The sequence below is a fragment of the Pseudomonas sp. P1_A1 genome (assembly GCF_056406935.1).
This window is the reverse complement of the sequence record NZ_JBFTZE010000005.1, coordinates 146,658-167,353: the sequence shown is the minus strand read 5'-3', so window position 1 is coordinate 167,353 and position 20,696 is coordinate 146,658. Positions and strand designations below refer to the sequence as shown.

The following is a 20,696-nucleotide window of genomic DNA, read 5'->3' as shown; positions in this document are numbered from 1 at the left end:
CCTCAACCACTTGGAGAAAGCGCCAACGCCGCTGGCTGGCATAAGTCTTGCGCGCTTTCCTATAAGTTTAAGGCTCGCAGGAGGCACGCCGTGTCGATTCATGTCGCATTGCATCACGTCACGCATTACCGCTACGACCGCGCCGTCGAGCTCGGTCCGCAGATCGTTCGCCTGCGCCCGGCTGCCCACAGCCGCACGCGGATACTGTCCTATGCGCTGAAAGTCTCGCCCGAGCAGCATTTCATCAACTGGCAACAAGACCCTCAGGGCAATTACCTGGCGCGGTTGGTGTTCCCGGAGAAAACCGATGAACTGAGGATCGAGGTCGACCTGCTGGCCGAGATGGCGGTCTTCAATCCCTTCGACTTCTTCCTCGAGCCCTACGCCGAGAAGATCCCTTTCGCCTATGCAGCGGACGAGCGCAAAGAGCTGGCGCCGTACCTGGAAACCTTGCCGCTGACGCCGACATTCAAGGCCTATCTGGACGGCATCGACCGCACGCCGCTGCCCAGCGTGGATTTCCTCGTCGCGATCAACCAGCGCCTGAGCGAAGACATCGGTTATCTGATTCGTATGGAACCGGGGGTACAGACCCCGGAATACACCCTTGAACAGGCCTCGGGTTCCTGCCGTGACTCGGCGTGGTTGCTGGTGCAATTGCTGCGCAACCTTGGCCTGGCGGCACGATTCGTCTCCGGTTACCTGATCCAGCTGACTGCCGATGTCAAAAGCCTCGACGGCCCCTCGGGCACCGACGTGGATTTCACTGACCTGCACGCCTGGTGCGAAGTGTATTTACCCGGCGCCGGCTGGATCGGCCTGGACGCGACCTCAGGGCTGTTTGCCGGTGAAGGACACATTCCGTTGGCGTGCAGTCCCGATCCGTCCTCTGCGGCGCCGATCAGTGGCCTGGTGGAACCGTGCGAGTGCGAATTCACCCACGAAATGTCAGTCGAGCGGATTTGGGAAGCGCCAAGGGTTACCAAACCCTACACTGAAGACCAATGGCTGGCGATTCAGGCCTTGGGCCGGCAGATTGATGCTGATTTGCTTGAAGGTGACGTGCGCCTGACCATGGGCGGCGAGCCGACGTTCGTTTCCATCGATGACCCGGACGGCGCCGAGTGGAACACCGCCGCGCTCGGTCCAGCCAAGCGTCGGCTGTCAGCCGAACTGTTCCAGCGCATGCGCAAGCATTACGCGCCCAAGGGCCTGGTACATTTCGGTCAGGGTAAGTGGTACCCCGGCGAGCAACTGCCGCGCTGGTCGCTGAACTGCTACTGGCGCCGCGATGGCGTGCCGATCTGGCACAACAGCGCGCTGATCGCCGACGAGCAGGAAGACTACGGCGCCGATGGCGAACTGGCCGGGCGTTTTCTGGCGAGTGTCGCCGAGCGCTTGAAAATTCCGACACGCTTCGTGTTCCCGGCCTACGAAGACAATTTCTATTACCTCTGGCGCGAAGGCGCATTGCCGCAGAACGTCAGCGCCGAAGACTCACGCCTGGAAGAGCCGCTGGAGCGTGCGCGCCTGCGCAAAGTCTTCAGCCAAGGCCTGGACAAGGTCATCGGTCAGGTCCTGCCGCTGGCGCGCACCGCCAAGGGCGATCAATGGCAGAGCGGTCGCTGGTACCTGCGCGAAGAGCACTGCCGGCTGGTGCCGGGGGATTCACCACTGGGTTATCGCTTGCCGCTCGGTTCGCAGCCTTGGGTGAAAGCCGCGGAGTACCCGTTCATTCACCCCACGGACCCGAATCAGGATTTCCCGGCGCTACCGGACACCGACCAGCTACAGAGTCATGCTCAACCGAAAACCGCCGACGAACGTGTGCCCGAGATCGACCAGTCCGCCGACTGGCTCACCCGCACCGCGTTCTGCGCCGAAGCGCGCGAAGGTCGGTTGTACCTGTTCATGCCGCCACTGGAGCGGGTCGAGGACTACCTGGAACTGGTCGCCGCCATCGAAGCCACCGCGGAGGAGCTGCATTGCCCGGTATTGCTGGAAGGCTATGAGCCGCCGAGCGATCCGCGTCTGAGCAACTTTCGCATTACCCCGGATCCGGGCGTGATCGAGGTCAACGTCCAGCCGTCCGCGACCTGGGACGAGTTGGTGGAACGCACCGAATTCCTATACGAAGAGGCGCGCCAGACCCGGCTGACCACCGAGAAATTCATGATCGACGGCCGACACACCGGCACCGGCGGCGGTAACCATTTCGTCCTGGGTGGTGCGACCCCGGCTGACTCACCGTTTCTGCGTCGTCCTGACCTGCTGCGTAGTCTGATCAGCTACTGGCATAACCATCCGTCCTTGTCCTACCTGTTTTCCGGGCTGTTCATCGGCCCGACATCCCAGGCACCGCGGGTGGACGAAGCGCGCAACGATTCGCTGTATGAACTGGAAATCGCCTTCGCCCAGATGCCGAAGCCAGGCGAAGAATGCCCACCCTGGCTGGTGGATCGCTTGTTGCGCAATTTGCTGATCGACGTGACCGGCAACACCCACCGCGCCGAGTTCTGCATCGACAAACTCTATTCACCGGACGGCGCCACCGGGCGCCTCGGCTTGCTGGAACTGCGAGCCTTTGAAATGCCGCCCCATGCGCGCATGAGCCTGGCTCAGCAGTTGTTGCTGCGGGCGCTGGTGGCACGGTTCTGGCGCGAGCCTTATGCACCGCCGAAACTGGCGCGCTGGGGCACCGAACTGCACGACCGGTTCTTGCTGCCGCACTTTATCGAGCAGGATTTCGCCGATGTGATCGTCGACCTGAATGCCGCCGGTTATCCGGTGCAGGCAGAGTGGTTCGCGGCGCATCTGGAGTTCCGTTTTCCCAAGGTCGGCGACTACGCCGTCAGCGGCATCGAACTGGAATTGCGTCAGGCGCTGGAGCCCTGGCATGTGTTGGGCGAAGAGGGCAGCGCGGGCGGTACGGTGCGTTATGTGGATTCGTCCCTGGAACGTTTGCAGGTCAAGCTGACGGGGTTGCCGCCGCAACGTTATCTGCTGACTTGCAATGGCATCCCGGTGCCGTTGCAACCTACCGGTCGGGTCGGCGAGTTCGTCGCCGGTGTACGTTTCCGTGCCTGGCAACCGTACAACTGTCTGCAACCGACTATCCCGGTCCACGCACCGCTGGTGTTCGACTTGCTCGACACCTGGATGGGGCGTTCGCTGGGTGGTTGTCAGTACCACGTCGCCCATCCGGGCGGGCGCAACTACGACAGCCTGCCGGTGAACGCCAATGAAGCCGAGAGCCGGCGGATGGCGCGTTTCTTCCGCATCGGACACACGCCTGGGAAACTTCCTGTACCGAAACTGGAAATCAACGACGAGCTGCCGATGACACTCGATTTGCGACGCTTTTAAACCGTACGCGACGCTCGGATTTTTCGTCTATCCGGGCGTCATGAGCCTGCGTTAGTCTGACCGTTCTTTGCTGTCTGCCGAGCTTTCCATGCCTGACCTGCTTGACCGCTACCCGTTGACTGCGGGCACCTATCACGAACTGCTCGACAACAGCGGCGCCGTGCGCCCGCACTGGCGGCGGCTGTTCGATCAATTGCAACGCAGCACGCCAGCGCAACTGGTGCAGCGTCAGGCGCTGCTGACCCGACAGATTCAGGAAAACGGCGTGACCTACAACGTCTACGCCGACCCCAAGGGCGCTGATCGGCCATGGGAGCTGGATTTGTTGCCTCATGTGATTGCAGCCGATGAGTGGCAGCAGCTTTCGGCCGGGATCGCTCAACGGGCGCGTTTGCTCAATGCTGTGCTGGCGGACCTGTACGGTCCTCAACGCTTGATCGCCGAAGGCCTGCTGCCGGCTGAACTGGTGTTCGGTCATAACAACTTCCTCTGGCCTTGCCAGGGCATCGCACCGCCCGACGGGGCCTTTCTGCATCTGTATGCCGTGGATTTGGCGCGCACGCCTGACGGTCGCTGGTGGGTGACCGCCGACCGGACTCAAGCACCCTCCGGTGCCGGTTACGCCCTGGAAAACCGCACCATCGTGTCCCGGGCCTTCCCCGAGTTGTATCGCGACTTGAAGGTGCGGCACCTGGCCGGGTTCTTCCGCACACTTCAGGAAACACTCGCCCGGCAGGCGCCGAGCGACGATGAAGCGCCGCTGGTGGTCCTGCTGACACCGGGGCGTTTCAACGAAAGCTATTTCGAGCACTTGTACCTGGCTCGTCAGCTCGGTTATCCACTGGTGGAAGGCGGTGATCTGACCGTGCGCGATGCCACGGTCTATCTGAAAACCTTGAGCGGGTTGCGCCGGGTTCACGCGATCATGCGTCGGCTCGACGATGATTTCTGCGACCCGCTGGAGCTGCGCACCGACTCGGCCCTTGGCGTGCCAGGGCTGCTCGAAGCGGTGCGTCAGGGCCGGGTGCTGGTGGCCAACGCCCTCGGCAGCGGTGTGCTGGAGTCGCCGGGTTTGCTGGGCTTCCTGCCGAAAATCAATCAATTCCTGTTCGGCGAAGAGTTGATCCTGCCGTCCATCGCAACTTGGTGGTGCGGCGAAGCGCCGGTGCTGGCCCAGGCCCTGGAAAAACTGCCGGAACTGTTGATCAAGCCGGCGTTTCCGTCGCAGAGCTTTGCACCGGTGTTTGGGCGTGATTTGAGTGAAAAACAGCGCCAGGCTCTGGCTGAGCGCATGCAGGCACGGCCTTATGCCTATGTTGCGCAAGAATTGGCGCAACTGTCCCAGGCGCCGATCTGGCAGGCCGAAGGCGGACAGTTGCAACCGCGAGCCATCGGCATGCGCGTGTATGCGGTGGCCAGTCGGGAGGGTTATCGAGTGCTGCCCGGTGGCCTGACCCGGGTTGCCGCCGAGGCCGATGCCGAAGCGGTGTCGATGCAACGCGGCGGCGCGAGCAAAGACACCTGGGTGTTGGGCGATCGCCCACCCAGCGGCGAACAATGGAAAGCCCAGCGCAACATTGGCGTTCACGATCTGGTACGTCGTGATCCGTATCTGCCATCGCGGGTGGTCGAGAACCTGTTCTGGTTCGGCCGTTATTGCGAGCGCTGCGATGACAGCGCGCGGCTGCTGCGGGTCATGCTCGCGCGCTATGTCGATGGCGATGACCCGCAAGCCCTGGAGGCGGCGGTCGATCTCGGTGAACGCCTGAATCTGTTGCCGGAGGAGGGTGAGTTGCCGGAACGATTGCTGGCGGCGCTGCTCGGCGATGATTGGCCGTTCAGCCTGCGCTCCAATCTGCAGCGTTTGCAGTGGGCGGCGTCGCAAGTACGCGGCAAGCTCTCGCGAGAGAACTGGCAAGCGCTGGTGGAGTTGCAGCGCGAGGCCATGGAGCTGGAAACCGAAGAGCCGGATTTCGGCGAGTTGCTGGACTTCCTCAACCGGTTGGTAATGTCGCTGGCGGCGCTGTCCGGCTTTGCCCTCGACGACATGACCCGGGACGAAGGCTGGCGTTTCCTGATGATCGGTCGGCGGATCGAACGGCTGCAATTTCTCAGCGGCAGTCTGGCGGCGTTTTTGCGCGGTGCCGGGGCTTTCGATCAGGCCGGGCTGGAATGGCTGCTGGAACTGGGTAACAGCAGCATCACCTACCGCTCGCGGTACCTGGCGGTGGCGCAATTGATCCCGGTGCTTGACCTGTTGCTGCTCGATGAACAAAACCCGCACGCGGTGCTGTTCCAGTTGAAACTGGTGACCCGTACGTTGAAGCGCTTGAACGACGACTTCGGTGCGCCGCGCGAAACAGGTCTGCTGCAGTTGGTGGAGCGGTTGGCGCACTTCGATCTGGGCTGCCTGGAGAACTCGCTGTTCGGCGAGGCCAGTGTTCACGCCGCCATAGAGGGGTTGGCGGATCTGCTGCAAGAGATCGCCGATGCCAGCGGACAGGTGTCGGATCGCCTGGCCTTGCGCCATTTCGCCCATGTCGATGATGTCAGCCAGCGCACGGTGTCCGTCTGATGAGTGCCCATTACCAGATTTTCCACGACACCCATTATCACTACGACAGCCCGGTGTCCCTGGCCCAGCAACTGGCGCATCTGTGGCCGCGCGCCTGTGCCTGGCAGCGCTGCACCGAACAGCAGTTGCAGATCAGTCCCCAGCCGACTTCACGCCGGGATGAGCTGGATGTGTTCGGCAATCCGCTGACCCGGTTGGCGTTCGAGCGCCCCCACGATGAATTGCTGGTCAACGCTCGGCTCACCGTCGAAGTGCTGGAACGGCCGTCGCTGGACTTCAATCAATCGCCGGCCTGGGAAGCGACCTGCAACGCGCTGACCTACAGCGGTCAGCCACTCTCGCCTGCGTTGCTGGAAGCCTGCCGTTACCGCTTCGAATCGCCCTACGTGCATTTGAAACGCAGTTTCGTCGAGTTCTCCGAAAGTTGCTTTCCTGCTGGCCGGCCATTGCTGCTGGGTGTTCAAGCGTTGATGGAGAAGATCTTCAGCGAGTTCACCTTCGACGCCGAGGCGACCCAAGTGGCGACGCCGTTGGTGGAAGTGCTGGAGAGGCGTCGTGGGGTTTGCCAGGACTTCGCGCATTTGATGCTCGCGTGCCTGCGCTCCCGTGGGTTGGCGGCGCGGTACATCAGCGGCTATCTGCTGACACAGCCCCCACCGGGCCAGCCGCGGCTGATCGGCGCCGATGCGTCGCATGCGTGGGTGTCGGTGTTTTGCCCGGTGCTGGGTTGGGTGGATTTTGACCCGACCAACAATGTGCAACCGGCGCTGGAGCACATCACCCTGGCCTGGGGCCGAGACTTTTCCGATGTGTCGCCGTTGCGCGGGGTGATTCTGGGCGGTGGCAGCCATGATCCCGAAGTTCGGGTGACAGTGATGCCATTGGAATAGCGCAGACCCCATGCGGGAATGTGCTTTTTTGGAGGAAGGTTTCAAATTGGCCTGTGAGGGCCAGCAACATCGTTGCTGACCCTGGACACAGATCCGGTGGGCCTGATCAGATCATCGGGCCCGGAGGGTCTCAGGCGTCGGGCGCCTGATCTTTCGGTGCTTCAACATCATCTTCTGCCGCCACTTCACCTTCTGCATCCGGGTTCAGTGCGGCTGCTTCTTCTTCAGCTGTAGCTTTCTTGCGCTGAAGCTTTTCCTCTTTCTTCTGCTCCTTGGCCAAGTCTCTCTGACGTTTGGCGAAGGAATAATTAGGTTTAGCCATGGGCGATCCTCTGGGGTCGAAGGTGAGGTTGAGCGGCGCATATTCTGCCCTGTATCGGCACCGAGCCGTTAGCTGGGTTTTTGCTCGGTCCATTTTGGTGGTACCGAGGGTTGCCAGGCATCCAGTGCATCGAGCAGGGTTTGCGGTGATTCGCTCATTTGCAGCATGTCACGGTGCTGCCCGCGAACGAAGCCTTCGCCGACGATATGATCGAGAAAAGACGTCAACTTGCTGTAGAAACCGTTCACTTCCAGCAAACCCAGCGGTTTGCCGTGATACCCGAGCTGGCCCCAGGTCCAGACTTCGAACAGCTCTTCCAGCGTGCCCAGACCGCCGGGCAGGGCGATGAAGGCATCGCTGAGCTCGGCCATTCGCGCCTTGCGCGCATGCATGCCGTCGACCACTTCCAGGCGGGTCAGGCCGCTGTGGCCGATTTCCTTGTCCTTGAGGCTCTGCGGAATGATCCCGATCACTTCGCCGCCGGCCGCCAGTGCGGCATCAGCCACAATCCCCATCAGCCCGACAGCGCCGCCGCCATAGACCAGGGTCAGCTTGCGCTCGGCCAATGCTCGCCCCAGGGCGACAGCCGCCTCACGATAAGCCGGATTGGTGCCGGTGCTGGCACCGCAAAATACACAAACGGACGTTAAAGACATGCCTTGCTCCATGGTCAATCAGGACCACAGAGTAAAGGCAGGCTTGCATCGTTCCAAGGGTTAAACCGCGCGTTCAGGTGTTTCGTAAGTGCCACTGGCGCCACAGGCGTAGGCGGCCAGCAAACTGCTCAACAAGCTGCTGAAAGACATGACAGACGCTCCAAGTGAGTAATGATGGCCCTGATGATAGGGCCGTCCCAGACGTCTGGCTGGTAGATTGTTTCGATGAGTGTCATAGCCCGAAAGTTGTATACAATTTTTGATTCAGGTCATAGGAACTTGCGAAGATTTCAGGCAGTCTTCTGTCCATTAGCACTTTCGTTAACCCTGCCTTGGAGATTCACCATGTTTGCCAAACTTGTTGCGGTATCCCTGCTGACGCTGGCCAGCAGCCAATTGATGGCTGCCGAGTGCAAAACGACCATCGACTCCACCGATCAGATGTCCTTCAACACCAAGGCCATTGAAATCGACAAAAGCTGCAAGACCTTCACCGTTGAACTGACCCACTCCGGCAGCCTGCCGAAAAACGTCATGGGCCATAACCTGGTGATCAGCAAAGAGGCTGACATGCAGCCGATCGCCACCGACGGCCTGGCGGCTGGCATCGACAAGAATTACCTGAAAGAAGGTGATACCCGCGTCATCGCTCACACCAAAGTCATCGGCGCTGGCGAAAAGGATTCTCTGACCATCGATGTATCGAAACTCGATGCGGCCGAAAAATACGGTTTCTTCTGCTCGTTCCCGGGCCACATCTCGATGATGAAAGGCACTGTGACGCTGAAGTAATCGATTCAAACGCATAAAAAAAGCGTCCACCTGGGACGCTTTTTTTGTATTCATTTCTACAGGGGGCAGAATCAAGGCGCGAACGGCATCACACGCTTGTGATGAGTCTTCTTGTACGTATCGCAAATGATCTTGAACGCTTCCTCGCGCACCGGTTCGCCGTGCAGGAAGGCGTCGATCTCGGCGTAGGTCACGCCGTGGGACGCCTCGTCGGGTTTGCCCGGCGACAGGTCTTCGAGGTCGGCGGTCGGGATTTTTTCCACCAGCGACTCTGGCGCGCCGAAGCTGCGGGCAATCGCCCGGACCTGGTTTTTCACCAGGCCGCTCAGCGGTGCGAGGTCGCAGGCGCCGTCACCGAACTTGGTGAAGAAACCCATCACGGCTTCTGCCGCGTGGTCGGTGCCGATCACCAGGCCATGAGCCGCACCGGCGATGGTGTATTGCGCGACCATGCGCATCCGCGCCTTGGTGTTGCCCAATACGAAATCCACCCAGACTGCCTCTTTGCCTTCGAAGGCTGCCACTTCACTGGCCAGGGATTTGACTGCCGGGCCGATGTTCACCGTGTGGCGTTCGTCCGGGGCGATGAAGTCCACCGAGGCCTGGGCGTCGTGTTCATCGAACTGCGTCTGGTACGGCAAGCGCACGGCGATGAACTTGTAGCTGTCATCACCGGTACGCTCACGCAGTTCACGGATGGCGCGTTGGGCCAGCAGGCCGGCGGTCAGGGAATCGACGCCGCCGCTGATACCGAGCACCAGCGCCTTGAGCCCGGAATTGACCAGGCAATCCTGAATGAAGGTGATTCGCCGGGCGACTTCAGCCTCAAGGGCGAGTTGATCCACGAACGGCGGTTGGACCTTGAGCTGTTCAGCAATCTCACGCTGTACGGCTTGCATGAATTCACTCCTTGCTTGATGTACTGGAAAGGGTGGCAGGTACTTGGAAAACGTGTCGCAAATAGGCGACGAAATTCGGGTCTTTGCAGTGAGTCTTGCCAGGCTCATCAGAAATCTTGGCCACCGGTTGGCCGTTGCATGCAGTCATTTTAAGCACGATGCTCATCGGTTCGACACCCGGAATATCGCAGGTCAGGTTAGTGCCGATGCCGAAACTGACATTGATCCGACCACGTAACGCCCGAAAAATCTCCAGAGATTTGGGCAACGTCAGGCTGTCGGAAAACACCAGGGTCTTGCTCATCGGGTCGATGCCCAGCTTGTGGTAGTGGGCGATGGCCTTTTCCGCCCAGAGCACCGGGTCACCGGAGTCGTGACGCAAGCCGTCGAAGAGTTTGGCAAAGAACAGGTCGAAATCGCCGAGAAACGCATCGGAAGTGATGCAGTCGGTCAGGGCAATCCCCAACAGGCCACGGTACTCACGGACCCAGCAGTCGAGGGCGGCGATCTGGCTGTCGATCAGCCGTGGACCGAGTTGCTGGTGTGCCATGATCCATTCGTGGGCCATGGTGCCCAGCGGCTTCATGTCCAGCTCCCGGGACAGGTGCACGTTGCTGGTGCCGACGAAACGCCCGGGGAAGTCATGCTTGAGCACGTTCACCACTTCCTCCTGCACACGGTACGAGAAGCGACGGCGAGTGCCGAAATCGGCTACCTGCAGCTCGGACAATTCGTCGGTGCTGGCGTTGGCGGTCAACCAGTCGAACTTGCGATAGAGCTGCTCGCGGGCCTGTTCCAGGACGATTTCCCGGTAGCGATAGCGGTTGCGCACTTCGCTGACCATGGCCAGCAACGGCACTTCGAACAGAATCACGTGCAGCCACGGCCCGCGCAGGCGAATGAACAGCTCGCCGTTTTCAATGCCGGTGTGGATATAGCGCAGATTGAAACGGAACAGTCCGAGAAAACGCAGGAAGTCCGGTTTCAGGAAGCTGATGCGCTCCAGGAAGCTCAACTGATCGGCGCTCAGGCTCAACTCGGCCAGACGCTCGATCTGGAAACGGATCTCCGCCAGGTACGGGCGCAGATCCTCGCTGTTACGGCAACGAAACTCCCATTCGACTTCCACGTTAGGGTAGTTGTGCAGCACCGCCTGCATCATCGTCAGTTTGTAGAAGTCGGTGTCGAGCAGGTTCTGCACGATGCGATCGGCAAACACACTCTCGCTCATAACGGGGTTCTCCAGGCTGGCCGCGGCCTGTGGCAACGGCATTGCAGCTGTTTCAATGAATGGAGCGTAGGAGCTGCCGAAGGCTGCGATCTTTTGACTGACTTTTCAAGATCAAAAGATCGCAGCCTTCGGCAGCTCCTACGCGGGGGTTAGTCGTTGGCTGTGGAATTGTTTATCTGCTCCAGCATCCACTTCACAAAATCCCTCACCTTGGGCACTTCCGCCGAATGCTCCGGATACGCCAGGTAATAGGCGTCGGTGCTGGGCATTGCATGCTGCCAGGGAATGACCAACTTGCCGTCGGCCAATTCCTCTTCCACCAGAAACTTCGGTAGCAACGCTACACCACAGCCGACCTGGGCGGCGCGGATGCACATATAGAACGTTTCGAAACGCGGGCCGTGGTAACTGTGTTCGGTGTGGTAGCCCTGGCTGTCGAACCAGTCGTGCCAGGCCTGGGGCCGGGAAGCGTTTTGCAGCAGGACCAGGTCGGTGAGCTGGGTAGGATCGGTGAATGGCGTGTCCGGCAGACTGCCCGGGGCACACACAGGAACAAGCTCTTCGCCAAACAGCTTCAGACATTCGGTGCCGGGCCGTGAGCCTTGGCCGAAATAAAACGCCAGGTCGCTACGACCTTGCAGCAGATCGTCGGCTTCCTGTTCGCTGCACAGGTCCAGATGAATTGACGGATGACGCAGGCGCCAGCCTTTCAAGCGTGGCACCAGCCAGCGCGCGCCGAAGGTCGGAGGCGTGGAGACGCGCAAGACTTCGGTGTCACCGCCGTAAGAGCGCAGGTAATGGGTCGACATTTCGACTTGGGTGAGGATTTTTCGCACCTCCACCAAATACAAATCGCCAGCGGGGGTCATTTGCAGGCGTCGGCGCACCCGGCGGAACAACAGGTGCTGCAACAGCTCTTCGAGTTGCGCGACCTGTTTGCTCACGGCGCTCTGGGTCAGGTTCAGCTCTTCGGCGGCGCGGGTGAAGCTCAAATGCCGGGTCACGGCCTCGAAACACTGCAGCGCAGTGATCGACGGCAAGTAGCGTTTATTCAGCATCGGTTCTCCTTGTTCTTGTCTCTCTACGTGGCACGCGTGTTACCGGCAGATTCGCAGCATGAATAAACGGAATGATATCTCGCTTAATCGTCGTTTGTTGGAGAACCTCGGGAGCGCTAAAACTACAGGTCAGATCAGTCGAATTAATCCGGCTGCACGTTTTCTGTTTCTGCTCGAGGAGTGACCCATGGTTGCCGCATTGCTTGATCGTCTTGGTGTGAACCCGGCCCTGTACCAGAACGGCAAAGTGCCGGTGCATTCGCCCATCGACGGTAGTCGGATTGCCGCCGTGAACTGGGAAGGCGCCGCTGAAGTCGAGCAGCACATCAGTCGCGCAGATCATGCGTTCGAATTGTGGCGCAAGGTGCCGGCGCCGCGCCGTGGCGAACTGGTTCGTCAATTGGGCGACATCCTGCGCGAGTACAAGGCCGATCTGGGTGAGTTGGTTTCCTGGGAAGCCGGCAAGATCACTCAGGAAGGCCTGGGTGAAGTTCAGGAAATGATCGACATCTGCGACTTCGCGGTCGGTTTGTCCCGTCAGTTGTACGGTTTGACCATCGCCTCCGAGCGCCCTGGCCACCACATGCGCGAAACCTGGCACCCGCTGGGCATCGTCGGCGTGATCAGCGCGTTCAACTTTCCGGTTGCCGTCTGGGCCTGGAACGCGGCGCTGGCGCTGGTGTGCGGCAACCCGGTGATCTGGAAGCCGTCGGAGAAAACCCCGCTGACCGCGCTGGCCTGTCAGGCGCTGTTCGACCGTGTCCTGAAGAACTTCAGCGACGCCCCGCCGCACCTGAGCCAAGTGATCATCGGTGGTCGCGATGCAGGCGAAGCCCTGGTCGATGACCCGCGTGTCGCGTTGATCAGCGCTACCGGCAGCACCCGCATGGGCCGCGAAGTGGCGCCGAAAATCGCCGCACGTTTCGCCCGTAGCATTCTGGAACTGGGCGGTAATAACGCGATGATCCTCGGCCCAAGCGCCGATCTGGACATGGCTGTGCGGGCGATTCTGTTCAGCGCCGTCGGCACCGCCGGTCAGCGTTGCACCACCTTGCGTCGCCTGATTGCCCACGAGTCGGTGAAAGAAGAAATCGTCACCCGCCTGAAAGCCGCTTACTCCAAGGTGCGCATCGGCCATCCGCTGGAAGGCAACCTGATCGGGCCGCTGATCGACAAACACAGCTTCGACAACATGCAGGACGCGCTGGAGCAAGCCTTGAGCGAAGGCGGTCGGGTGTTTGGTGGCCAGCGTCAGCTGGAAGACAAATTCCCCAACGCTTACTACGTTTCGCCAGCCATCGTCGAAATGCCGGAACAAAGCGATGTGGTGCGCGACGAAACCTTCGCGCCGATTCTGTACGTGATCGGTTACACCGATTTCGAAGAGGCATTGCGCTTGAACAACGCCGTGCCACAAGGCCTGTCGTCGTGCATCTTCACCACCGACGTGCGTGAAGCCGAGCGGTTCATGTCGGCGGTGGGCAGCGATTGCGGCATCGCCAACGTCAACATCGGCCCGAGCGGCGCGGAAATCGGCGGCGCGTTCGGCGGCGAGAAAGAAACGGGCGGCGGTCGTGAGTCGGGGTCCGATGCATGGCGTGGGTACATGCGCCGTCAGACCAACACCGTGAACTATTCGCTGGAGTTGCCGTTGGCTCAGGGGATTACGTTCGATTAAGCAGCAAGCTACAAGCTGTTGATCGATCGTTCCCACGCTCTGCGTGGGAACGATCGATGGTGTGTTGGTTAGGTTTCATTTTCGGAGTCTGGCAATGCCGTTACGCGAAGAGTGTCTGTGGGAAAAACTGACGCCGCAAAGGCCCGACAATGCGGCGCTCAAGGGTGAGGTGACGGTGGATGTCTGCGTCATCGGTGCCGGTTTCACCGGGCTGTCGGCGGCGGTGCATCTGCTGGAGCAAGGCAAGAGTGTTTGTGTGCTGGAAGCGCATCGCGCCGGCCATGGCGGGTCGGGGCGTAACGTCGGGCTGGTCAACGCCGGGATGTGGATTCCTCCGGACGAAATCGAAGCCGGTTTTGGCAAGGCGGTCGGCACTCAGCTCAACCGTATGCTCGGAGCGGCGCCGTCGCTGGTGTTCAGCCTGGTCGACAAATACAACATCGATTGCCAGTTGCGCCGCGAAGGCACGCTGCACATGGCGCACAACGCGCGTGGCGAGGCGGACCTGCGCAGTCGCGAAGAACAATGGAAGCGTCGCGGGGCACCGGTGGAGCTGTTGACCGGAACTGCCTGCGAACAAGCCACGGGCACCAGGAAAATCGCCGCCGCGCTGCTCGACCGGCGTGCCGGCACGATCAACCCGATGGCCTACACCACGGGGCTGGCCAACGCGGCCATCGGCCTTGGCGGTCAGTTGTTCGATCATTCCCCGGTGACCCGACTCGAACGTCAGGGCCAGCGCTGGTCGGTGCAGACCGCCCAGGGTTCGGTGCTGGCCGAACAGGTGGTGATCGCCTCCAATGCTTATACCGAAGGCGACTGGACGGAACTGCGCCGCAACTTCTTCCCCGGTTATTACTATCAAGTGGCGTCGGTGCCGCTGACCGAAGACGCCGCGCAGCAAATTCTGCCCGGTGGTCAGGGTTCCTGGGACACCCGGCAAGTGCTCAGCAGCATCCGTCGCGATGCCGAAGGGCGGTTGTTGCTCGGCAGCCTCGGCAATGGCAACCAGAAACCGACCTGGTTCCTCAAGGCTTGGGCCGATCGGGTTCAGCAACATTATTTCCCCTACCTGAAACCAGTGGAATGGGAATGCACCTGGACCGGTTGCATCGCCTTCACCCCCGATCATTTGATGCGCCTGTTCGAGCCGGCACCGGGTCTGGTGGCCGTTACTGGTTACAACGGTCGAGGCGTGACCACCGGCACAGTGGTCGGCAAAGCCTTCGCCGACTACTTGTGTAACGGAAATCCTCAAGCCCTGCCGATTCCCTTCGCACCCATGCAGCCATTGGCGGGCGTGGGGCTGCGAAGCTGCCTGTATGAGGCCGGTTTTTCGCTGTATCACGCGGGCCAGTGCCTGCGGATCGTGATCTGATTGTTGAAATATGTTGCTGGAAGCAGCGCTTTTCAGCGAAGCGGCTAGCCTGTAATGGTGCGGGTTGTAGCAGTTGCGCACCAGCAGTGTGCAGTTCGGTGACGCGGGCTGTTACAGGCAGGTTGCACATCGTTTGGCGCTGCGGTTGCAATGATGGCGCATGCGGGTTGCGCCTTTTGAAATAAATGGTTTCACCTCCCGCGGTTTAGACGGTTGCACGCCCAATGAAAATGGGATCGAAACAGTCGAAATAACAAGAAAGCAGCGACTTTTTTCAGAATAAAAAACCGATGGCACGGCCCTTGCTCTGAGCATTCAGTGAAGTCGCAGTGCCAACTAAAAAAAACCTTGGAGCACCACCTCATGTCCCAGACGTTTTACAAGAAAGGCTTTCTGGCCCTCGCAGTGGCAGCTGCGCTGGGTGTTTCTGCGTTTGCACAGGCTGATGTGAAAATCGGTGTGGCGGGCCCGATGACAGGCGCCAACGCGGCATTTGGCGAGCAGTACATGAAGGGTGCACAGGCAGCCGCCGATGCGGTCAACGCCGCCGGCGGTGTCAACGGGGAAAAAATCGTACTGGTCAAAGGCGATGACGCCTGCGAGCCGAAGCAGGCTGTGACGGTCGCTAAAGACTTGACTGAAAAGAAAGTCGTTGGTGTGGTAGGTCACTTCTGCTCCTCGTCGACCATCCCTGCCTCCGAGATCTACGACGAAGCCGGCATCATCACGATCACCCCAGGTTCCACCAACCCCAAGGTGACCGAGCGCGGCCTGAGCGCCATGTTCCGTATGTGCGGGCGTGACGACCAGCAAGGCATCGTCGCCGGCGACTACATCGTCGACGTGCTCAAGGGCAAGAAAGTTGCCGTACTGCACGACAAGGACACCTACGGCCAAGGCCTGGCGGACGCCACCAAGGCTCAACTGATCAAGCGCGGCGTAACGCCGGTGCTGTATGAAGGCCTGACCCGCGGCGAGAAAGACTTCAGCGCCGTGGTGACCAAGATCCGTGCGGCCGGTGCCGACGTGGTCTACTTCGGTGGTCTGCACCCGGAGGCCGGTCCACTGGTTAAACAACTGCGTACCGAAGGCCTGAAAGACGTGAAATTCATGTCCGATGACGGCATCGTGACCGACGAACTGGTGACCACCGCTGGCGGTCCGCAATACGTCGACGGCGTACTGATGACCTTCGGCGCCGACCCGCGTCTGCTGCCAGACAGCAAGACCGTGGTAGACGCTTTCCGCAAGGCCGGCACCGAACCTGAAGGCTACACCCTGTACGCCTACGCCTCGGTACAGACCCTGGCCGCAGCCTTCAACGGCGCCAAGTCCAACAAGGGCGAAGACGCTGCCAAATGGCTGAAAGCCAATCCGGTCAAAACCGTGATGGGCGAGAAGACCTGGGACTCCAAGGGCGACCTGAAAGTCTCCGACTACGTGGTTTACCAGTGGGACAAGGACGGCAAATACCACCAGCTGGAAAAACAGAAGTGATATGAGCGGTTGATCTGTCCGGCGCCTTGCGTGCCGGGCAGTCCTGAAACATGTCCGTGCAGTACCTGTCTTTTCTCGTAGAGCTGCACACAACCGAGTTGCGCCGGCGGCTGAACCCCGGTCCGTCGCACCCGGCTTCTGTGCAGTCTCTCAAATGCGTGAGATTGCGTTATGGATGGTATTTTCCTGCAGCAACTGGTCAACGGCCTGACCCTCGGGTCGGTCTATGGCCTGATCGCCATCGGCTACACAATGGTCTATGGCATCATCGGCATGATCAACTTCGCCCATGGCGAGGTTTACATGATCTCTGCGTACCTCGCGGCGATCAGTCTGGCTCTGCTGGCTTACTTCGGTATTGAATCCTTCCCGCTGCTGATGCTCGGCACCCTTGTTTTCACCATCATCGTCACCGCGGTGTATGGCTGGGTCATCGAGCGTGTCGCTTACAAACCGCTGCGCAACTCCACCCGACTGGCACCGCTGATCAGCGCCATCGGTATTTCTCTGATCCTGCAAAACTATGCACAGATTGCCCAGGGCGCCCGTCAACAGGGTGTCCCCACGCTGCTGACCGGTGCATGGCGAATCGAGGTTGGGAGTGGCTTTGTCCAACTCACCTACACCAAGATCTTCATTCTGGTTGCCGCGTTCGTCGGCATGGGCTTGCTGACCTACGTCATCAAGTACACCAAACTCGGCCGCATGTGCCGCGCCACCCAGCAAGACCGCAAGATGGCTTCGATTCTGGGGATCAACACCGATCGGGTGATTTCCTACGTGTTCATCATCGGTGCAGCGATGGCGGCCCTGGCCGGCGTGCTGATCACCATGAACTACGGCACGTTCGACTTCTACGCAGGCTTCGTCATCGGGATCAAGGCGTTCACCGCGGCGGTGCTCGGCGGCATTGGCTCACTGCCCGGCGCCATGCTGGGAGGGATCATTCTCGGGATCTCCGAGTCGCTGTTCTCGGGGCTGGTCAACTCGGATTACAAAGACGTTTTCAGCTTCTCGCTACTCGTTCTTGTTCTGGTCTTTCGGCCTCAAGGCCTGCTTGGCCGTCCTCTTGTGTCGAAGGTGTAAGCGATGTCTTCAACCACTAAAACCATTGATGTCAAAAAAAGCCTGGTTGACGCGATTCTTGCCGGCCTCATCGCCCTGATTGTGTTCGGCCCGATTGTTGGCGTGGTCCTCGACGGCTACGGCTTCAACCTGCAGCCGACACGCGTGGCATGGATAGTCGCCATTGTTATGGCTGGCCGCTTTGCCCTGAGCCTGTTCTTGCAAACCCCCAAAGGCCTGAGAATTCTCGAAGGCTTTGAGAGCACCGGCTCCGGGGTTCATGTTCTGGCGCCTGACTATAAATCCCGGTTGCGCTGGGTCGTCCCGCTGGTGATCGTTGTCGCCGTGGTATTCCCGTTCTTCTCCAACTCTTACCTGTTGGGCGTGGTCATACTTGGGTTGATCTACGTGCTGCTGGGCCTGGGCCTGAACATCGTGGTCGGCCTGGCCGGCCTGCTCGACCTGGGTTATGTGGCGTTCTATGCCATCGGTGCCTACGGCCTGGCGCTCGGTTACCAATACCTGGGGCTGGGCTTCTGGACCGTGCTGCCTTTGGCGGCGATCACCGCCGGGCTGGCCGGGTGCATCCTGGGGTTCCCGGTGCTGCGCCTGCACGGTGACTACCTGGCGATCGTGACCCTGGGCTTCGGTGAAATCATCCGGTTGATCCTCAATAACTGGTTGTCCCTGACCGGTGGCCCGAACGGGATGGCGGCACCGTTGCCGACGTTTTTCGGTCTTGAATTCGGTAAGCGAGCGAAGGACGGCGGGGTACCTTTTCATGAGTTCTTCGGCATCGCCTACAACCCGGACGTGAAGTACTACTTCATTTATGCGGTGTTGTTCCTGGTGGTTATGGCCGTGCTGTACATCAAGCATCGCTTGACCCGCATGCCGGTCGGTCGCGCATGGGAAGCCTTGCGTGAAGACGAAATCGCCTGCCGCTCCATGGGTCTGAATCACGTGCTGGTCAAGCTGTCGGCGTTCACCATCGGTGCATCGACGGCGGGCCTGGCCGGTGTGTTCTTCGCGACCTATCAGGGCTTTGTGAACCCGACCTCGTTCACCTTCTTCGAATCGGCATTGATCCTCGCCATCGTGGTACTTGGCGGCATGGGTTCGACCATCGGCGTGGTAATGGCAGCATTCGTGTTGACCGTTGCCCCGGAATTGCTGCGCGGCTTCGCTGAATACCGCGTGTTGCTGTTCGGCATCCTGATGGTGTTGATGATGATTTGGCGACCGCGCGGCCTGATCCGAATCAGCCGCACCGGTGTGACCCCGCGTAAAGGAGTAGCGCCATGAGTGAAGTCGTACTCTCGGTCGAAAATCTGATGATGCACTTCGGTGGCATCAAGGCGCTGAGTGATGTCAGCCTGAAGGTCAAACGCAATTCGATCTTCGCGTTGATCGGCCCCAACGGCGCGGGCAAGACCACCGTGTTCAACTGCTTGACCGGGTTCTACAAAGCGACCGGCGGGCATATCGAACTCAATACCCGTGGAGTGAAAACCGACGTCATCAAAATGCTCGGGGAGCCGTTCAAGGCCATCGATTTCGTTTCGCCGAAAAGCTTCATCGGCCGGCTTCACTACAAGATGTTCGGTGGCACGCACCTGATCAACCGTGCCGGCCTGGCGCGGACTTTCCAGAACATCCGCCTGTTCAAGGAAATGTCGGTGCTGGAAAACCTGCTGGTGGCTCAGCACATGTGGGTCAACCGCAACATGCTGGCCGGCATCCTCAACACCAAGGGGTACCGCAAGGCTGAAAGCGACGCGCTGGACCATGCGTTCTACTGGCTGGAAGTGGTGGACCTGGTGGACTGCGCCAACCGCTTGGCCGGTGAGCTGTCCTACGGTCAGCAACGCCGCCTGGAGATCGCCCGGGCCATGTGTACCCGGCCGCAGATCATCTGCCTCGACGAACCGGCCGCCGGCCTCAACCCTCAGGAAACCGAAGCGCTGAGCGCGATGATCCGGCTGCTGCGTGACGAGCATGATCTGACCGTGGTGCTGATCGAACACGACATGGGCATGGTCATGAGCATTTCCGACCACATCGTGGTGCTGGACCACGGCGTTGTCATCGCCGAGGGCGGGCCTGATGCGATCCGACACGATCCGAAAGTAATTGCCGCCTACCTGGGCGCCGACGAAGAGGAACTGGTATGAGTCAACCGATCCTCGAACTGAAAGAGATCGACGTGTTCTATGGACCGATCCAGGCCCTGAAGAAAGTCTCGTTGCACATCAATGAAGGGGAGACCGTCAGCCTGATCGGCTCCAACGGTGCCGGCAAGTCGACCCTGTTGATGTCGATTTTCGGTCAGCCACGGGCGGCTGACGGGCAAATCGTCTATCAGGGTGTGGATATCACTCACAAGTCGTCCCACTATATCGCCTCCAACGGTATCGCTCAGTCGCCGGAAGGCCGCCGGGTGTTCCCCGACATGACCGTCGAGGAAAACCTGCTGATGGGCACCATCCCGATCGGTGACAAGTACGCCGCCGAGGACATGGAGCGCATGTTCGAGCTGTTTCCGCGGCTCAAGGAACGGCGTAACCAGCGGGCCATGACCATGTCCGGTGGCGAGCAGCAAATGCTCGCCATCGCCCGGGCGTTGATGAGCCGACCCAAGCTGTTGCTGCTCGATGAGCCGAGCCTGGGGCTGGCGCCGATTGTGGTGAAACAGATCTTCGCGACCCTGCGGGAACTGGCCAAGACGGGCATGACCATCTTTCTGGTGGAGCAGAACGCCAACCACGCCCTCAAGCTGTCGGACCGGGCGTACGTGATGGTCAACGGGCAGATCCGCCTCAGCGGTACCGGCAAGGAGCTGCTGGTGAACGAGGAGGTGCGTAACGCCTATCTCGGCGGGCACTAACCGAAGAGCCTGGAAAACGCCCTGACGAACTCAGGGCGTTTTTTTATGCCCGCATAATCCCTACACGAGGCTGCGGTTTGAGGTAAAGGGAAATTGTGGAAAACAATATTCATGACCTCTCAAAGCGCGACATAAAGCCGCTGCAAATTGCTGTTTTGTCACGGTTTTGACTTGTCCCCGTTTGCTGTGGAGCTGGCTGTGAATAACGTGGGAGTAGCTGGCTGTAAGCCTTTGAATACGTGGCTTGCAGAGAGATGATTGTTTTTTGATCAGGTGCTTTTGGCGAGCCTGAAGTGGGCATTGTCAACCTTTTTGTTATGAGCGAACACGGTATGAGCCAAGGTGGACAAGCCTGTGGATAAGTCTGTGGTTAAACTCTGGAAAGACTCGGCTGAGGGCCGT

The 20,696-nt window shown here is 60.0% G+C and carries 16 protein-coding genes; 11 read left to right on the top strand and 5 right to left on the bottom strand.

The window, feature by feature from the left end; all coding sequences use genetic code 11:
* Window positions 1-90: 90 nt before the first annotated feature.
* The 3 genes from AC1D2Q_RS09735 to AC1D2Q_RS09725 all read left to right on the top strand — a co-directional run bounded on the left by AC1D2Q_RS09735 (window position 91) and on the right by AC1D2Q_RS09725 (window position 6,831).
* Window positions 91-3,366 (top strand): transglutaminase family protein, encoded by a 3,276-nt coding sequence (locus AC1D2Q_RS09735; protein WP_477813056.1) that lies wholly within the window; start codon window positions 91-93, stop codon window positions 3,364-3,366.
* 88 nt (window positions 3,367-3,454) lie between these two features.
* A complete protein-coding gene (locus tag AC1D2Q_RS09730; RefSeq protein ID WP_138866701.1) occupies window positions 3,455-5,941 on the top strand; it encodes a circularly permuted type 2 ATP-grasp protein in 2,487 nt (828 codons plus the stop codon).
* Window positions 5,941-6,831: a transglutaminase family protein gene (locus AC1D2Q_RS09725; RefSeq protein WP_019582213.1), complete on the top strand. Its 891-nt coding sequence runs from the start codon at window positions 5,941-5,943 to the stop codon at window positions 6,829-6,831. Before AC1D2Q_RS09730 ends, AC1D2Q_RS09725 begins: the two co-directional genes overlap by 1 nt.
* A 130-nt stretch (window positions 6,832-6,961) precedes the next feature.
* Here AC1D2Q_RS09725 and AC1D2Q_RS09720 read toward each other — a convergent pair whose 3' ends face one another.
* Both AC1D2Q_RS09720 and AC1D2Q_RS09715 read right to left on the bottom strand, forming a co-directional pair.
* Window positions 6,962-7,153, bottom strand: a complete 192-nt coding sequence (locus AC1D2Q_RS09720; protein ID WP_018928487.1) for a hypothetical protein — start codon at window positions 7,151-7,153, stop codon at window positions 6,962-6,964.
* A 68-nt stretch (window positions 7,154-7,221) separates the two neighbouring features.
* Window positions 7,222-7,809 (bottom strand): LOG family protein, encoded by a 588-nt coding sequence (locus AC1D2Q_RS09715; RefSeq protein ID WP_018928486.1) that lies wholly within the window; start codon window positions 7,807-7,809, stop codon window positions 7,222-7,224.
* Between the two features lie 345 nt (window positions 7,810-8,154).
* On the opposite strand from AC1D2Q_RS09715, the gene azu reads away from it, so the two are divergent.
* Window positions 8,155-8,601 (top strand): azurin, encoded by a 447-nt coding sequence (gene azu / locus AC1D2Q_RS09710; RefSeq protein ID WP_477813055.1) that lies wholly within the window; start codon window positions 8,155-8,157, stop codon window positions 8,599-8,601.
* Window positions 8,602-8,672: 71 nt separating this feature from the next.
* Here the strand turns inward: azu and nadE are convergent, their stop codons facing one another.
* From nadE to AC1D2Q_RS09695, 3 genes are all read right to left on the bottom strand, one after another.
* Window positions 8,673-9,500, bottom strand: a complete 828-nt coding sequence (gene nadE, locus AC1D2Q_RS09705) for an ammonia-dependent NAD(+) synthetase (RefSeq protein WP_477813054.1) — start codon at window positions 9,498-9,500, stop codon at window positions 8,673-8,675.
* Between the two features lie 4 nt (window positions 9,501-9,504).
* Window positions 9,505-10,731, bottom strand: coding sequence for a nicotinate phosphoribosyltransferase (gene pncB / locus AC1D2Q_RS09700; RefSeq protein ID WP_019650677.1), 1,227 nt, complete (start codon window positions 10,729-10,731; stop codon window positions 9,505-9,507).
* A 149-nt stretch (window positions 10,732-10,880) separates the two neighbouring features.
* Window positions 10,881-11,789: a LysR family transcriptional regulator gene (locus AC1D2Q_RS09695; RefSeq protein ID WP_477813053.1), complete on the bottom strand. Its 909-nt coding sequence runs from the start codon at window positions 11,787-11,789 to the stop codon at window positions 10,881-10,883.
* A 187-nt stretch (window positions 11,790-11,976) separates the two neighbouring features.
* Between AC1D2Q_RS09695 and amaB the strand changes: the two genes are divergently transcribed.
* The 7 genes from amaB (at window position 11,977) to AC1D2Q_RS09660 (ending at window position 20,294) form a co-directional block, all read left to right on the top strand.
* Complete coding sequence (amaB, locus tag AC1D2Q_RS09690) at window positions 11,977-13,467, top strand: L-piperidine-6-carboxylate dehydrogenase (protein ID WP_413697560.1); 1,491 nt, start codon at window positions 11,977-11,979, stop codon at window positions 13,465-13,467.
* A 94-nt stretch (window positions 13,468-13,561) separates the two neighbouring features.
* A complete protein-coding gene (gene amaA, locus AC1D2Q_RS09685) occupies window positions 13,562-14,845 on the top strand; it encodes an L-pipecolate oxidase (protein WP_477813052.1) in 1,284 nt (427 codons plus the stop codon).
* Between the two features lie 363 nt (window positions 14,846-15,208).
* Window positions 15,209-16,342 (top strand): branched-chain amino acid ABC transporter substrate-binding protein, encoded by a 1,134-nt coding sequence (locus tag AC1D2Q_RS09680; protein WP_477813051.1) that lies wholly within the window; start codon window positions 15,209-15,211, stop codon window positions 16,340-16,342.
* A gap of 171 nt (window positions 16,343-16,513) precedes the next feature.
* On the top strand, window positions 16,514-17,428 hold the full coding sequence (locus tag AC1D2Q_RS09675; protein ID WP_477813050.1) for an ABC transporter permease subunit: 915 nt from the start codon (window positions 16,514-16,516) through the stop codon (window positions 17,426-17,428).
* Between the two features lie 3 nt (window positions 17,429-17,431).
* On the top strand, window positions 17,432-18,712 hold the full coding sequence (gene livM / locus AC1D2Q_RS09670; RefSeq protein WP_477813049.1) for a high-affinity branched-chain amino acid ABC transporter permease LivM: 1,281 nt from the start codon (window positions 17,432-17,434) through the stop codon (window positions 18,710-18,712).
* A complete protein-coding gene (locus AC1D2Q_RS09665) occupies window positions 18,709-19,581 on the top strand; it encodes an ABC transporter ATP-binding protein (RefSeq protein ID WP_477813048.1) in 873 nt (290 codons plus the stop codon). The genes livM and AC1D2Q_RS09665 overlap by 4 nt, the downstream gene beginning before the upstream one ends.
* Complete coding sequence (locus AC1D2Q_RS09660) at window positions 19,578-20,294, top strand: ABC transporter ATP-binding protein (protein ID WP_019582222.1); 717 nt, start codon at window positions 19,578-19,580, stop codon at window positions 20,292-20,294. The genes AC1D2Q_RS09665 and AC1D2Q_RS09660 overlap by 4 nt, the downstream gene beginning before the upstream one ends.
* Window positions 20,295-20,696: the final 402 nt, after the last annotated feature.